General features: G+C 56.6%; 19 protein-coding genes. All 19 read left to right on the top strand.

Translation table 11 applies throughout. The features are described 5' to 3' along the window. The first annotated feature begins 9 nt into the window (after positions 1-9). Complete coding sequence (plsY, locus tag BMW84_RS08725) at positions 10-627, top strand: glycerol-3-phosphate 1-O-acyltransferase PlsY (protein ID WP_091066732.1); 618 nt, start codon at positions 10-12, stop codon at positions 625-627. Next, positions 620-1,660, top strand: coding sequence for an NAD(P)H-dependent glycerol-3-phosphate dehydrogenase (locus BMW84_RS08720; protein ID WP_091066729.1), 1,041 nt, complete (start codon positions 620-622; stop codon positions 1,658-1,660). Before plsY ends, BMW84_RS08720 begins: the two co-directional genes overlap by 8 nt. Before the next feature lie 66 nt (positions 1,661-1,726). Then, entirely contained in the window at positions 1,727-2,002 is a 276-nt protein-coding gene (locus BMW84_RS08715; RefSeq protein ID WP_091066726.1) for a stage VI sporulation protein F, read from the top strand. Between the two features lie 161 nt (positions 2,003-2,163). Continuing rightward, entirely contained in the window at positions 2,164-2,343 is a 180-nt protein-coding gene (locus BMW84_RS08710) for a DUF2768 family protein (protein WP_091066724.1), read from the top strand. 76 nt (positions 2,344-2,419) lie between these two features. Beyond that, positions 2,420-3,070, top strand: a complete 651-nt coding sequence (locus BMW84_RS08705; RefSeq protein ID WP_091066721.1) for a hypothetical protein — start codon at positions 2,420-2,422, stop codon at positions 3,068-3,070. Further along, positions 3,067-3,789, top strand: coding sequence for a DUF3939 domain-containing protein (locus BMW84_RS08700; RefSeq protein WP_091066718.1), 723 nt, complete (start codon positions 3,067-3,069; stop codon positions 3,787-3,789). The genes BMW84_RS08705 and BMW84_RS08700 overlap by 4 nt, the downstream gene beginning before the upstream one ends. Positions 3,790-4,084: 295 nt before the next feature. After that, positions 4,085-5,563: a stage IV sporulation protein A gene (spoIVA, locus tag BMW84_RS08690; RefSeq protein WP_091066713.1), complete on the top strand. Its 1,479-nt coding sequence runs from the start codon at positions 4,085-4,087 to the stop codon at positions 5,561-5,563. 302 nt (positions 5,564-5,865) lie between these two features. After that, a complete protein-coding gene (locus BMW84_RS08685; protein WP_091066710.1) occupies positions 5,866-6,138 on the top strand; it encodes an HU family DNA-binding protein in 273 nt (90 codons plus the stop codon). Positions 6,139-6,263: 125 nt separating this feature from the next. Next, complete coding sequence (gene mtrB / locus BMW84_RS08680; RefSeq protein ID WP_091066708.1) at positions 6,264-6,512, top strand: trp RNA-binding attenuation protein MtrB; 249 nt, start codon at positions 6,264-6,266, stop codon at positions 6,510-6,512. A gap of 110 nt (positions 6,513-6,622) precedes the next feature. Continuing rightward, the gene (locus tag BMW84_RS08675) at positions 6,623-7,162 is read left to right on the top strand and encodes a hypothetical protein (RefSeq protein ID WP_091066706.1); all 540 of its coding nucleotides are present in this window, start codon (positions 6,623-6,625) and stop codon (positions 7,160-7,162) included. A 114-nt stretch (positions 7,163-7,276) separates the two neighbouring features. Next, complete coding sequence (locus BMW84_RS08670; RefSeq protein ID WP_091066703.1) at positions 7,277-8,146, top strand: heptaprenyl diphosphate synthase component 1; 870 nt, start codon at positions 7,277-7,279, stop codon at positions 8,144-8,146. 2 nt (positions 8,147-8,148) lie between these two features. Beyond that, complete coding sequence (locus tag BMW84_RS08665; RefSeq protein WP_091066701.1) at positions 8,149-8,901, top strand: demethylmenaquinone methyltransferase; 753 nt, start codon at positions 8,149-8,151, stop codon at positions 8,899-8,901. After that, the gene (locus tag BMW84_RS08660; protein WP_091066699.1) at positions 8,894-9,766 is read left to right on the top strand and encodes a UbiA-like polyprenyltransferase; all 873 of its coding nucleotides are present in this window, start codon (positions 8,894-8,896) and stop codon (positions 9,764-9,766) included. The genes BMW84_RS08665 and BMW84_RS08660 overlap by 8 nt, the downstream gene beginning before the upstream one ends. After that, positions 9,766-10,374, top strand: a complete 609-nt coding sequence (locus tag BMW84_RS08655; RefSeq protein WP_091066697.1) for a UbiX family flavin prenyltransferase — start codon at positions 9,766-9,768, stop codon at positions 10,372-10,374. Before BMW84_RS08660 ends, BMW84_RS08655 begins: the two co-directional genes overlap by 1 nt. Then, positions 10,371-11,231 (top strand): menaquinone biosynthesis protein, encoded by an 861-nt coding sequence (locus BMW84_RS08650; RefSeq protein WP_091066695.1) that lies wholly within the window; start codon positions 10,371-10,373, stop codon positions 11,229-11,231. The genes BMW84_RS08655 and BMW84_RS08650 overlap by 4 nt, the downstream gene beginning before the upstream one ends. Then, positions 11,228-12,196 (top strand): polyprenyl synthetase family protein, encoded by a 969-nt coding sequence (locus BMW84_RS08645; RefSeq protein ID WP_091066693.1) that lies wholly within the window; start codon positions 11,228-11,230, stop codon positions 12,194-12,196. Before BMW84_RS08650 ends, BMW84_RS08645 begins: the two co-directional genes overlap by 4 nt. 80 nt (positions 12,197-12,276) lie before the next feature. Further along, positions 12,277-12,720 carry a nucleoside-diphosphate kinase gene (gene ndk, locus BMW84_RS08640; RefSeq protein ID WP_091066690.1) on the top strand — a complete coding sequence of 148 codons (444 nt, stop codon included), beginning with the start codon at positions 12,277-12,279 and terminating at the stop codon, positions 12,718-12,720. A gap of 24 nt (positions 12,721-12,744) precedes the next feature. Beyond that, positions 12,745-13,545, top strand: a complete 801-nt coding sequence (locus BMW84_RS08635) for a CheR family methyltransferase (protein WP_091066689.1) — start codon at positions 12,745-12,747, stop codon at positions 13,543-13,545. A gap of 116 nt (positions 13,546-13,661) precedes the next feature. Further along, a complete protein-coding gene (locus BMW84_RS24735; protein ID WP_175498708.1) occupies positions 13,662-13,823 on the top strand; it encodes a hypothetical protein in 162 nt (53 codons plus the stop codon). Positions 13,824-13,976: the final 153 nt, after the last annotated feature.

Genomic DNA, 13,976 nt, shown 5'->3' with positions numbered 1-13,976 from the left:
AGAAGAGTAGTGGCGTTAGATCTTCTGGTAATCGTAATCAGCTATTTGCTGGGCTCTGTCAGCTTCAGTGTGTTGTATGCCCGGCTGTTTAAAGGAATCGACATCCGTAATTACGGCAGCGGCAATGCAGGCGCGACCAATACGCTGCGGGTGCTCGGCAAGGGTCCGGCCATTCTGGTGTTGGCGCTGGACGTGCTGAAAGGCATCGCCGCCGTCTGGCTCGGGACATGGGTCGGCGGCTTTGGCGGCTGGACCGCTGCGCTTTGCGGCATCGCCGCGATTATCGGGCATAACTGGCCGCTCTATTTCCATTTCCGCGGCGGCAAAGGCATTGCCACGACCATCGGGGTCATGGCGACGCTGTGCTTTCTTCCGGCGTTTACAGCCGGAGTGATCGCGATTCTCTCCATCTTCGTTACACGGTTTGTATCTCTCGGGTCGCTGATCTTCGTCGCACTGACACCGGTCTTCCTGCTCATCATGGGCTTTACGCCGCCGGTGCTGTGGACGAGTCTGATCATCGCCGTGTTCGCGTTTTGGCGTCACCGAAGCAACATCGTGAAGATTTCGCAAGGACGCGAGAACAAAATCGGTTCCAAAGCAAAGGAGGAGAAGCGCGTTGGCTGAGAAAGTGACCGTGCTCGTGGCAGGCAGCTGGGGAACGGCGCTGGCTACCGTGCTGGCCGCCAATCATACCGAAGTTCATTTATGGACGCGCAAGCAGGAGCAAGCCGCCGAAATCAATGAAGCGCATACGAACGAACATTATTTGCCGGGGGCTACACTGCCCCATAACATCATCGCAACAACGGACATGCAGGCTGCCGTCGAAGGATCGAAGGCCGTATTGATCGTTGCGCCGTCGTCGGCGATGCGCGAGGTCTCCCGCAGCCTGAAGCCGTTCTGGCATAAGGATATGCTGGTGATCCATGCGACCAAAGGCTTTGAGAAGGACACCCGTAAGCGGATGTCCACGGTCATTGCCGAAGAGTTGGAAATGCCTGAGGAACAAGTCGTCGTCCTCTCCGGACCAAGCCATGCGGAGGAAGTCGTCCGCAAATGCCCGACGACCGTCGTCGTAGCTTCGCTGGATCTCGAGCGGGCCGCCGAGGCGCAGGAGCTGCTGATCAATAACGATTTCCGCGTGTATACGAACCGCGACCAGGTTGGCGTCGAACTTGCCGGGGCGCTCAAGAACATTATTGCCTTGGGAACCGGCATGTCCGATGGGCTCGGGTACGGCGATAACGCCAAAGCCGCGCTGCTGACCCGCGGTCTGGCCGAGATCTCCCGCGTGGGCGTGGAACTCGGAGCCAATCCGTTGACTTTCTCCGGGCTTGCGGGTCTTGGAGACCTTGTCGTAACCGCGACAAGCCGCCACAGCCGGAACTGGCGGGCCGGCTCCATGCTGGGGCAGGGCAAACCGCTGCCGGAAGTGCTGGAGTCGATGGGCATGGTCGTTGAAGGCATCCGCACGACGGAAGCCGCATACGCCTTCTCCCGCAGCCTCGGAGTGCAGATGCCGATTACCGATCAGATTTATCATGTGCTGTTCAAAGGGCGGTCGCCGCGCAGCGCGGTGGAGGCGCTGATGGGCCGGGACCGCAAGACGGAAATGGAAGCCATCTCGCAGGAAACCTGGGAGCAGTGGCATTCCTGATTCCCTTCACCTTTTGCCGGAGGGCCTCATATGTTGTAATGGGGATTGCCGGAGGAGGGATGAAGAGTGAGCAAAGATTTTGGCAAGGACGCACTGAACGCGATCAACAAAAAAACGGGCAAAAACATTACGCCGGGCGCGGTTAAAAAACTGGCCAGCACGGTGAAACCGAGCACCATGCAAAGCGAAGCCCAGCTCCGCCAGTTAATCAAGCAGGTCTCGGCCATGGCGAAAGTGCCGGTTACCGAAGAGACGATCCAGGAGATCGTCAACACGGTCAAAAAAGGCGGCGCAACATCGGGAACCATGGAATCATTGATGAAATTGATCATGAAAAAATAGCGTTTGCGTACGGCCGGCCAACAGCCGCAAGATCCTCCGGGGTCTTCTGCGTTGTTGGCCTTTTTGGCGTTTGGCATTAGAAGAAAGTATATATTTCCGGGGCCGCCGCAGATCATGCTATAATATCCAAAAAAAGCAGGCTGATGGGAGGCTATCGATTCATGGACCCGATGACGAAGATGTGGCTTTCGCTGATCGCAATCCTGGTAATGGGCTGTTCCGTGTTTTTGATTACCTTTGCGCGGAGCAAAACGAAAGGCTGGGTGCGGGCGCTCTTGTCCGTGCTGGCGTTCGTGATTATGCTGATCGGGTTCCTTGGCGGGGCCGCTTCAATTATGTAAGCATTTACATGAATTCAGGCAGACGTTGTACTGGAAGAATCGCTGGACGATTTTGCAGGGACGGAGGCATGTTGGGATGGATGGAAATGAACTGACTTACGGAATCCGCAAGGCGATTGTCGGTCTTGCGGAGAAATTGAACGGGCTGCAGCATCCGCCGGCCTGGCTGCTTGGCGGGAGCTGCGGTCTGCTGCTTCAGGGAATAGCGCTCTCGGCACAGCCGCGCGATGTCGATCTGTTCGCCGATCCTGAGGATGCGGAGGAGCTGCATCAGGCCCTGAGCCCCTATGCGGCGGGACAACCGGTGGAGGATTACGGCGGCGGCTGCTATTCGCTGCGCAGCGGGTATGTCGTGGAAGGCGTGCAGGTCGAACTGGTATGCGGCTTCGAGATCGGCAGCGCCCCGCTGCAGTACCGGGTGCAAGTGAAATCGCTGCAGCCGTTTGGGCCGCTCTGCGGGCTGCCCGGGGGGCTGACCGTCGGGTTAATGCCGGCGGCCCATGAACTGATCTACAGCCTGCTCCGCGGCCGGCTGGACCGCGCTGCCGCGATTGCCGCGCTCATTCGCGGCAATCCGCGGGCGCATGTGCCGCTGCTGCGCGGCCTGCTCGCAGCGAACAGGCTGGAGCGGCAGCTGCAGCCGCAGATCGAGACGCTACTGAACGGAGATCCGGTGCCGGCTCCGCAGGCAAATAGACAGGCTTATACAAGGGGGAACAGCGCATGAACGGAAGGTCAAGGCGTTTGCTTGCGCTTGTCCTGCTGCTTCTGGCGGCTGGTACAACCGGCTGCATGTACCGGGAGGAGACGCATTCGCCGGGCAGCTACCGGCAAAGCGTGATGCTGGTGCAGGATGCGGTGGACCAATACCAGCAGGCAACCGGGCTGCTGCCGATCGAGAACAGTGACCAGAGCGTGCCGCGTTACGAGAAGTTCCGCATCGATCTGGACAAGCTGCACCGCGAAGGGTACTTGGATGAAATTCCGTCGGCGGCGTTCGAGAAGGGCGGCAGCGCTTATTTTCTGCTGCAGGATGAAGAAACCGCCCCGACCGTCAAGCTAATAGACCTGGTCACGGTCCAGGCCGTAAACGACGTGCAGCGCGAGGTGCAGCGCTACCGCATGTCGCACGGCGGCTCCCTCCCGCTGGAAGAGGAGCTGTACCCGGGGCTGTTCGCTATTGATTACGGGAAGCTGAAGCAACGCCAGGCCAAACTGGCCAGCGTGTATTCGCAGCGCCCGCTGACGCTGCTGATGGACGGCTCAGGAGGCGTCTATGCCGATTATGCCGAGGATATTATAACCGCTATCCAGAAGAACGGCTCGGAGCCGGCGGAGGATGAGGATCTGCGCCAGGAGCTTACGCAGGCCTCCTATTATGTGCCGGCCAAATCGCTGCCGTACCGCTGGATTCAAGGCTCGCCCGTGCCGCAAACGGGAGATTGACGGGAAGTCCAGCTTTTTTTCAAAACAGGTTCTACTCTCCTATCGACGTTCATATGTTTGATGAGAAGGCTTCCGGGCGCCGGAGCATACTGCAGCGCGCAGCGCAAGGGCGGGAAATTCCTGCAATTTGCGCATTGCGTCAGGTCATAAATCCATTTCGGATACATATGATGATACTAGTCCAAATGCATGTCCGAGCATTCCGGGTTAGCGCGGGGCGAAAGACTCTGCTGTGGAACGCGAAGTCGATGCTCTTCAAGCATTTTTTCGGAAGTATATGAGGAGGGGATCTCTTTTGGAAAAAGTGGATATTTTCAAGGACATTGCCGAGCGTACCGGCGGAGACATCTATCTTGGCGTCGTCGGCGCGGTTCGCACGGGAAAATCGACATTCATCAAGCGCTTCATGGAGACGGTGGTGCTTCCGAACATCACCAGCGAAGCGGACCGGGTCCGCGCGGTCGATGAGCTCCCGCAAAGCGCGGCGGGCAAAACGATCATGACTACCGAGCCGAAATTCGTGCCGAACAATGCGGTGCAGATCAAGGTCGCCGAAGGCCTGGAGGTCAATGTGCGCCTCGTCGATTGTGTCGGCTACGCCGTGGACGGCGCTAAAGGCTACGAGGACGAAAACGGCCCGCGGATGATTTCGACGCCGTGGTTCGAAGAGCCGATTCCGTTCCAGGAAGCGGCCGAAATCGGTACACGCAAGGTCATTCAGGAGCATTCCACGCTCGGCGTCGTGGTAACGACCGACGGAACGATCGCGGAAATCCCGCGGAGCTCGTATATCGACTCCGAGGAGCGCGTCATCGCCGAGTTAAAAGAGGTAGGCAAGCCGTTCGTGCTGGTCATCAACTCGACCCGGCCGCGCAGCGAAGAAGCGCAGCTGCTCCGCAGCGAGCTGGCACTGAAATACGATATTCCGGTCATGACGCTGAGCGCGGCGAACATGTCCGAAGACGATGTTACCGGCGTGCTGCGCGAAGTGCTGTACGAATTTCCTGTGCATGAGGTCAACGTAAATCTCCCAAGCTGGGTTATGGTGCTGAACGAAAACCACTGGCTGCGGAGCAGCTATGAAAATTCGGTCCGCGATACGGTCAAGGACATCCGCCGTCTGCGCGATGTTGACCGTCTGGTCGCCCAGTTTACGCAATATGATTTCATCGACCGCGCCGGCCTGAGCGGGATGAATATGGGGCAAGGGGTTGCCGAAATCGACCTGTTTGCGCCGGAAGAGCTGTACGATCAGGTGCTGATGGAGGTCGTCGGCGTTGAAATCCGCGGCAAGGATCATCTGCTCCAGCTGATGCAGGAGTTCTCGCATGCCAAACGCGAATACGACCGTTTCTCCGAAGCGCTCGAAATGGTGAAGACGACCGGCTACGGCATCGCTGCGCCGACGCTGGCGGAAATGGCGCTGGATGAACCGGAGCTGATCCGGCAGGGCTCGCGCTTCGGCGTAAGGCTGAAAGCGACTGCACCGTCGATCCATATGATCCGCGTCGATGTCGAGTCTGAATTCTCTCCGATCATCGGTACGGAAAAGCAGAGCGAGGAGCTTGTGCGCTACCTGATGCAGGATTTCGAGAACGACCCGATCAAGATTTGGGAATCCGATATTTTCGGCCGGTCGCTGCACTCCATCGTGCGCGAAGGCATTCAAGGCAAGATCGCCATGATGCCGGACAACGCGCGCTACAAACTGCAGGAGACGCTGGGCCGGATCATCAACGAAGGCTCGGGCGGACTGATCGCTATCATTTTGTAAAAGAGATAACTTTGATTCCAGAGAGCGGGCCATTATGGCCCGCCTTTTTGGCATTTATGGTCAGTATGCGCCTACTCCACTGTATGGGCTTATTTTGCGCATAATCAGCAAAGTATGAGTCTTTCTGCTCTTTTTTGCGCCTGCGCCTTGAAATTATAGATGTGCTGTATTACTATAAGTTTGTTGCGCTTCAAGCTAGAATCGCGCTGGTAGCCCGTATTTCACGAGATTAGCACGTATATTTTGCATTGAAACGGAAACAGTGTATGATAGTGGATATTTGTCCGGGGAGGTGAAAAGACATGAATAAATCAGATCTGATCAATGTGGTAACAGAAGCAACCGAACTTCCTAAGAAAGACGCTACCAAAGCGGTTGAGGCTGTTTTTGAAGCTATCACTAACGCTCTGCAAAGCGGCGACAAGGTACAACTGGTTGGATTCGGAAACTTTGAGGTGCGTGAGCGCTCCGCCCGTAAAGGACGTAACCCGCAAAGCGGCGAAGAAATCGAAATCCCTGCCAGCAAGGTGCCTGCATTCAAACCTGGCAAAGCGCTTAAAGACGGAATCAAATAGAGATTTCTACATATCGATCCTATAGTCTTTCCGCGAAACTGCGATGCCGCCCTTCAAGGCGGCATTTATTTTTAAAGAATAGGATTTTTTAGTTTCTGGGGATATTTTAGAGGAGGCCGACCTGTATGAATGAAAAAAACAGCGGTGCAAACCCTGCGCCTGCGGGCAGCGATTATATCGTGGTTAAGGCAAAGGAAAGCGGCGTTCAGGTCATCGGGCTGACACGCGGCCACGATACGCGGTTCCACCATACCGAAAAGCTGGATAAAGGCGAAGTGCTGATCGCTCAATTCACCGATCATACCTCGGCCATGAAGATCCGCGGCAAAGCGGAGATCTGGACCAAACACGGACAACTGGAGAGCGAAAGCTGAGGAAGCAGGCATAGCCTGCTTTTTTGCAAAATATAACTAAATATAGGCCGGCCCGGCATGTGCGGATATTCGCGGGACGGCCCGGATACGCTGGAAAGGGAGGGCGGACGATGAAGCGCGGCGGGTTAATCGGAGCGACATTATTCTTGGCGGTGGCCTCGGCCTCCATCCTTCCGGCATTGGCCGGGCTTGCCCCTGCGGCTTTGATGCCGCCCGGCGAGGTGCAGGCATTGGGTGCGGAGGGAGCGATTCTCCGGGACGACAATCTGGTCGACCGGCTGGCTGACGTTCCCTTTACGCTGCCGATCGACAGCGCCGGCTGGAAGGCGGGGGTGCTGACGCTGGATCTCAAAGTGACCGGGAACGACCATGAGCCTGAGGAACTATACCGCAATATGGCGGAGGCTATCGGCTTTGCCTTTCAAGATACGGCCAATGTGGAGCAGCTGCTGCTGCGGGTCTTAGTCGATGATAAGTGGCTGGACAGCCGCCGGCTGCTGCTGGCAGGGGATATCCGGCGCAGCGAATGGTCTTCCGAGGGACTTGGAAGACTGAGAGAAGCCGGGAACCGGCCGCTGCCGGAAGCGCTGCGCCGCCAGTTCCGGATCAGCGAAAGCGAGCTGTGGCGCAAGCAGTTCATTTATCCTTAAAATGGGTAAAAGAAACTAAAAGCCCTTATCGTGCGTGCGCAAATAACATGTGATATAATAGACAAGATGTGAACAATGATATTGAAAGTTACTTCAAAGGCTTCGGAGGCTGAAATGAAACCGTACCGCATACCGCAATTAGCTACTTCCTATACCGGCTACGACATGATTCAGCGGCATACGGAATTGCCGCCGTTATCCGCTGGGCGCGGCCATTTGTTATATACGTTTTTGAGCCACGGGCAAGCGCACACCGTTAATCATGGCGAGCTGTATACGCTTGCGACAGCGCTGGTGCAGCTCGGACTGGATACTCATGAATCGATTGAACGCTCAGGGGGCGACCCGGACGGGGAAGCCATGCGTTCGCGCCAACTGAAGGTGCTTGCCGGCGATTATTTCAGCAGCTGGTTTTACCACCTGCTGGCCAAGCAGGAGCAGATTGAAATGATCGGGGTCTTAAGCGCGGCCATTGCCGATGTGAACGTGATGAAAGCGCGGCTTTACGGCAAAATGCGGGACATGCTGCTCTCTGCCGAACAATATTTGCGGTATACCGTACAGCTGAATATGCGGCTGTTTCTTTCGTTTATCCCGATGATTCCAGAACCGCTGGCTGGACTGTATGAGCGGCTGCTGGCTGAGTTCAGCCAGGTGGAAGCGGTGAATCAGGAGCTGCAGCGTGCCGAAGATCCGGCGGGCGCCCGGGAAGGCTTCTGTTACTGGATGGTGCTGGAGACGGGATCGGAAGAAGAGCAGGCTCAGCTGCGGAGCGGTGAGCTTGCAGCGAAGGAATGGAAGATGCTCAAGCTGAAATACAAATGCGATTCCCTGCTGCGGGACAAGCTGCACGGCTCGCTGAAGTCGATTCAGGGACTGCTTGCGGGGATTAAAGACGAAGCGCTCTCGGCTGAGCTTGGCGGCGTGTTTGACCGTCTGTACCAGCAGGTCAAAATATCCGGTCTTGCCGCAATGGAGGGGTAGCGATGAGTGCAGAGAAAACAGGTGCCGCAGGCGAACAGGGCATCAAGCCGAAAGAACAGTACGTCCACTCCGTATTTGAAAGCATTGCCGGAAAATACGATCTGATGAACGATATATTAAGCTTCCGCCGCCATAAGGCTTGGCGCAGCTTTACAATGCGCAAGATGGCGATGAAGCGCGGGGATACCGCGGTTGATTTATGCTGCGGCACCTGCGACTGGAGCATTGCTCTTGCGGAAGAGAGCGGGACCGGGCAGATCATGGGCCTCGATTTCAGCGCAGGCATGCTTGAGGTGGGACGCCGCAAGGTGGAGGCGCGCGGATTGGCGCAGCAAATCACGCTAGTTCAGGGCAATGCGATGGCGCTGCCGTTCGGCGATAACTCGTTCGATTACGCTACGATCGGCTTCGGGCTGCGCAACGTTCCCGATCCTGTACAGGTGCTGAATGAAATGAAACGGGTGGTGAAGCCGGGCGGCATGGTGGTCTGCCTGGAGTTGTCCAAGCCGATGAAACAGCCGTTTAAGGGACTTTATTATTTTTATTTCGAAAAGGTTCTGCCGCTTCTCGGTAAATTGTTTGCCAAACGTTATGAACAGTACAAATGGCTTCCTGAATCGCTGGCCTTGTTCCCGGACCGAGCGCAGCTTGCGGCGATTTTCCGCGAGCGGGGACTGAAGGATGTCGAATCCTACCCGCTGACAGGCGGTATCGCGGCATTACATATTGGGCGCAAGGAGAGCTGTAATGATTAAAAAAGCCGGCATTTTTCTGCAAATGATCAAATTTGAACACACTGTATTTGCCTTGCCGTTCGCCTTTATGGGCGCACTTCTTGGTTCCGTCGTCATGTACGGCGCACTGCCCACCTGGGCGCAGATCGGATGGGTAGCCGTAGCCATGTTCGGCGCGCGCAGCGCGGCGATGGGCCTGAACCGGCTAATCGACCGGATCAGCGACGCCAAAAACCCGCGGACGGCGGGGCGGGCGATTCCTGCAGGGCTGCTCAAGGTCGGCGAAGTCGCGTTGTTTGTTGTTTTCTCCTTCGCCTTGCTTTTTCTGGCGGCATTTAACCTTAATCCGCTGTCGGCCAAATTGCTGCCGATTGCCGTATTTTTTCTTGTTTTCTATTCTTTTACCAAACGGTTTACCTGGGCTTGCCACCTGTTCCTCGGCCTGACGATTGCGCTTGCGCCGCTTGGCGGCTGGGTAGCCGTGACCGGCAAAGTGGACTGGGCGGCGATGGTGTTTTATTTTACCATCATGTTCTGGATCGCCGGCTTTGACGTCATTTATGCTTGCCAGGACGTCGATTTCGACCGCAAAGAGGGACTGCATTCCATTCCGGTTCGTTTCGGCGTCGCCAAATCGCTGATCATTGCCAAAGCGTTCCATATCGTTACCGGGCTCGGCTTCGTGACGCTGTTGTTCCTGACTGACCTCAGCTGGTGGTACGTGGCCGGCCTCCTGATTGCCTACATCATTTTGTTCTATGAGCATCACATCGTGTCGCCGAGCGACCTGAGCCGTTTGCAAACCGCATTCTTTACGATGAACGGCGTACTCAGCATCGTGATGTTCTCGTTTACTTTGATTGATCTGGTGGTGCGGTTCTACTGATGGCGGAGCACAGCAAACACTATGTGGTCGGCATTACCGGCGCAAGCGGCGGAATCTACGGCATCCGGCTGACGGAAACGCTGCTGTCGATGGGACATGCCGTGCACCTGGTCGTCAGCAATGCGGGCTGGCGCGTGTTTAAGGAAGAGCTTGGCTTCGCAGTAACCGACCGGGAAGGCTTTTTGAACGAGAAGTTCAAGGGCTATCCCGGTTCTCTGCGTTATCACCCGGTTCAGGATATCGGCGCTTCCATTGCCAGCGGTTCGTTCCGGACCGAAGGAATGATTATCATGCCTTGCTCGATGGGAACACTGTCTGCTGTAGCCAGTGGCAGTTCCGACAATCTGCTGACCCGTGCCGCGGACGTCATGCTGAAGGAAGGGCGTCCGCTGGTCCTCGTGCCCCGTGAAACGCCGCTGCATGCGATCCATCTGGAAAATATGCTGAAGCTCGCCCGGCTCGGCGTCAAGCTGATTCCGGCGATGCCGGCGTTTTACCATAAGCCGGAGACGGTGGACGATCTCGTGAATTTTATGGTCGGCAAGGTGCTGGACAGCCTGCGGCTGGAACACGGTCTATTCCGCAGATGGGGAGAGGATGAAGAATGATGCAGCCGGAAAAGACCGTAATCGGAAAAATCAGCTATACCAACTCGTGGCCGGTATTTCATTATTTTGAACCGGAGCATCTCGGCTTTGACGCAGAAATGGTCAGCGAAGTGCCGGCGGTGCTGAACCGCGGTATGGCTGAGGGAAGCATCCATGTCGGAGCGTTGTCCTCCTTCGCGTATGCCGCCGCGAGCGACCGGCTCCTGCTGCTGCCGGATTTGTCGGTCAGTGCGGACGGGCCGGTGCAATCGATCCTGCTGTTCTCGCGGCAGCCGCTTTCGGAGGTCAAAAACGGCAAAATCGCCTTGACGAATACATCCGCGACTTCGGTAAACCTGCTCAGGATTTTGCTGGAGAAGGCGCTGGGCGGCAAGCCGGAATACGTTACCATGGACCCGGATCTGGACTTGATGATGGCACAAGCCGATGCATGCCTGCTGATCGGCGACAGCGCGATCAAAGCGTCTTGGCGCCCGGGAGATTATTTCGTGACCGATCTCGGCGCGCTCTGGAAGGAATGGACCGGACTCGGCATGACCTTTGCCGTCTGGGCGGTCAACCGTGATGCGGCCCGGGAGCGGCCGGAAGAAATCGCGGCCATTGCCGCGGCGCTGCGGGAGAGCAAGCGGCGCGGCCGATCCGAACTGGCCCCGATCATTCAGGAGGCGCGGCTGATGCATGGGGGAAGCCCGGCCTACTGGGAGCATTATTTCCGTAATTTATGTTATGACTTTGGGGAAAGGCAGCAGGAAGGTCTGAAACTCTATTTCCGCTATGCCTATGACATGGGCCTGCTGCCGCAGGAAGTGAACATGGAGCTTTGGAGCCACAATTTGCTGACGCGGGTGAAAGAATGAAACGTATACCAATGTTTGGCACGCTTAACAGAGATATGGACCATATTGAAAAAGAACTCTACCGCAGCGTGCAGGGCGACGACGATCTGCTGACGGAGACCTCGCTGCATCTGCTGAAGGCAGGAGGCAAACGGCTGCGCCCGGTATTTGTGCTGATGGGCGGCAAATTCGGCACCTATGACCTGGAGAAGCTGAAGCGCGTTGCCATTCCGCTCGAGCTGATCCACAGCGCTTCTCTCGTCCATGACGACGTGATCGACGACGCCGACCTGCGGCGCGGCGAACCGACCGTCAAGGCGAAGTGGGGCGACAAAATCGCCATGTACACCGGCGATTATATTTACGCGAAAGCCCTGGTGATGACGTCGGAACTGAGACATCCGCGCGTGCATCAAATCCTGTCGCGGGCGATGGTGGAAATGTCCATCGGAGAGATGGAACAGATCCGCGATTTCTTCAACAGCGGGCAGAGCGTACGCCATTATCTGCGGCGGATCCGCCGCAAAACAGCGCTGCTGATCGCCATCAGCTGCCAGCTTGGGGCTCTCGCGGCGGATGCCGAACCGGAGTCGGCGCGGCTTTTGTATAATTACGGCTACAATGTCGGCATGGCTTTCCAGATCCGCGACGATTTGCTCGACCTGTCGGGCACGGAGAAGCAAATCGGAAAGCCGCCGGGCAGCGATATGCGGCAGGGCAACATCACGCTGCCGGTCATTTATACGCTGGAGGACGAACGTCTGCGCGACGAACTGCAGAAAGAGCTGGTCCTGATCCGCACCGGGCAAAGCGGGGTCGGCCGTGCGGTCGATATGATCCTCAGTGGCGACGGCATCGCCCGCGCCGAACAGCTGGCCGGCCGTTATATCGATAAGGCGCTGGCCGCGCTGGAGGCGCTTCCGGCCAACCGGATGAAGAAGAATTTGCGCGATATCGCTTATTTTGTGACCGGCCGCGCTTATTAAGGATATGCCCGGAAAAATGGGCGTTCACAGAAGGCAAGCTTTCTGGTAAGATCAAAAAAACCGCACTGGAGAGTGGCTCTATGGAACAAACGTATCTGATGATCAAACCGGACGGCGTACAGCGCGGCTTAATCGGGCGCATCGTAGCCCGTCTGGAAGACAAAGGCTTTAAGCTGGTTGCAGCCAAGCTGATTTCCGTGACGGAAGAGCAGGCCAAACGGCATTACGCCGAACATGAAGGCAAAGATTTTTTCCCTGAACTGGTCAGCTTTATTACTTCGGGACCGGTGTTTGCGATGGTATGGGAAGGCGATGACGTCATTGCGTTGTCACGTCTGCTTATCGGCAAAACCAAAGTCGGCGAAGCCTTGCCCGGCACGATCCGCGGCGATTACGCCAGCCATACCCCGCTGAACCTGATTCACGGTTCCGATTCTCCGGAAAGCGCAGCGCGCGAAATTGCGAATTTTTTTGCGACGGACGAACTGGTCAGCTACAAAAAAGACATCGCAGCCTGGATGTAACGCCGGGCGGGAAGCAGGGATAGCATGATTGAACGCGAAGAGACTTCGGCGGTGGACCCCGATTACTTAGGCTTTATCCATAATATCAAACAAAGCACAGGCATCGACCTTGCGGAATACAAGGAAGCGCAGATGAAACGGCGGCTGACGACGCTGCGCATGAAGAACGGCTACGGGTCGTTTGCCGACTTTTTTGCCGCGATGATGAAAGACAAAGCGTTGTTCTACGAATTTTTGGACCGCATGACGATCAACGTTTCGGAATTTTGGCGCAACCCGAACCGCTGGGAGGTGCTGCGGGACATCATCCTCCCGGAGCTACAGCGTTCGGGGCGCAAGTTGAAGCTGTGGAGCGCCGCCTGCTCGACGGGCGAAGAACCGTATACGCTGGCGATGATCCTTCAGGATAAAGGGATCTTGTCCCAGACCGGCATCACTGCCACGGACATCGACGACGGCGCTTTGGCTAAGGCGAAGCAGGGCCTCTATCTGGAACGATCGCTCAAGGATGTTCCGACGGATGTCGCCGCGCGCTACTTCAAGCCCGAAGGGCCGATGTTCAAAGTGAGCGAGGAGCTGAAACGGAATATCGAATACCGCAAGCAGAACCTGCTGACGGACAAGTTTGATACCGGCTACGACCTCATTATCTGCCGCAATGTGATGATCTATTTCACGGAAGAGGCGAAGCATAAGCTGTATCACAAATTCGCGGCGGCGCTGCGTCCCGGCGGCTATTTGTTCGTCGGCAGCACGGAGCAGATTTTTACGCCATCCCAATACGGGTTTGAATCGACGGAGACGTTCTTTTACCGTAAAAAATAGTTCAAGGACTTGCCGCGTTGTTGCTTGCCCGCCCGCGTATACGCTTGCCTGATGTTCGGCGATACTGGTAACAGATACTGCCAAGCCTAAGCCGATGCGAAAGGTCGAGTACAGCAATGGACAAAAGCAAAGTTCTGGCCGCGTACAAACGCGGCTTTCTGACCGCCCGCGAATGCGGGCAGATTCTCGGGATGGATGAAGCGCAGCTGCAGAGCCTGCTGCAGCTGGAAGACGATAAGCCGGCAGAGCCGCCGCGCGGCCGGAAGATCGGCGGCTAAGGCGGATCGTACGCCTGCCGGAGTATAGGGAAGCCCCCATCCGCTAGATTAGCGGATGGGGGCTTTTTTTTTCATGGAATGAGACCGCCGTTGCGGATGAAAGGATGAATGGAATATTTTGTACGGCCGCAGCGAGAAATATTTCCCGGACAC

This window comes from Paenibacillus sp. NFR01 (genome assembly GCF_900111565.1).
GTDB lineage: Bacteria > Bacillota > Bacilli > Paenibacillales > Paenibacillaceae > Paenibacillus_AQ.
The sequence above is the reverse complement of the archived record's forward strand: the minus strand, read 5'-3'. Positions and strand labels throughout refer to the sequence as shown.

Coding starts and splice junctions, on each gene's coding strand:
- BMW84_RS08660 (WP_091066699.1), top strand. CDS start 8,894: ATGATTAAAAAAGCCGGCATTTTTCTGCAAATGATCAAATTTGAACAC.
- BMW84_RS24735 (WP_175498708.1), top strand. CDS start 13,662: ATGGACAAAAGCAAAGTTCTGGCCGCGTACAAACGCGGCTTTCTGACC.
- BMW84_RS08645 (WP_091066693.1), top strand. CDS start 11,228: ATGAAACGTATACCAATGTTTGGCACGCTTAACAGAGATATGGACCAT.
- BMW84_RS08650 (WP_091066695.1), top strand. CDS start 10,371: ATGATGCAGCCGGAAAAGACCGTAATCGGAAAAATCAGCTATACCAAC.
- mtrB (WP_091066708.1), top strand. CDS start 6,264: ATGAATGAAAAAAACAGCGGTGCAAACCCTGCGCCTGCGGGCAGCGAT.
- BMW84_RS08705 (WP_091066721.1), top strand. CDS start 2,420: ATGGATGGAAATGAACTGACTTACGGAATCCGCAAGGCGATTGTCGGT.
- BMW84_RS08675 (WP_091066706.1), top strand. CDS start 6,623: ATGAAGCGCGGCGGGTTAATCGGAGCGACATTATTCTTGGCGGTGGCC.
- ndk (WP_091066690.1), top strand. CDS start 12,277: ATGGAACAAACGTATCTGATGATCAAACCGGACGGCGTACAGCGCGGC.
- BMW84_RS08700 (WP_091066718.1), top strand. CDS start 3,067: ATGAACGGAAGGTCAAGGCGTTTGCTTGCGCTTGTCCTGCTGCTTCTG.
- BMW84_RS08655 (WP_091066697.1), top strand. CDS start 9,766: ATGGCGGAGCACAGCAAACACTATGTGGTCGGCATTACCGGCGCAAGC.
- BMW84_RS08665 (WP_091066701.1), top strand. CDS start 8,149: ATGAGTGCAGAGAAAACAGGTGCCGCAGGCGAACAGGGCATCAAGCCG.
- BMW84_RS08710 (WP_091066724.1), top strand. CDS start 2,164: ATGGACCCGATGACGAAGATGTGGCTTTCGCTGATCGCAATCCTGGTA.
- BMW84_RS08670 (WP_091066703.1), top strand. CDS start 7,277: ATGAAACCGTACCGCATACCGCAATTAGCTACTTCCTATACCGGCTAC.
- BMW84_RS08685 (WP_091066710.1), top strand. CDS start 5,866: ATGAATAAATCAGATCTGATCAATGTGGTAACAGAAGCAACCGAACTT.
- BMW84_RS08635 (WP_091066689.1), top strand. CDS start 12,745: ATGATTGAACGCGAAGAGACTTCGGCGGTGGACCCCGATTACTTAGGC.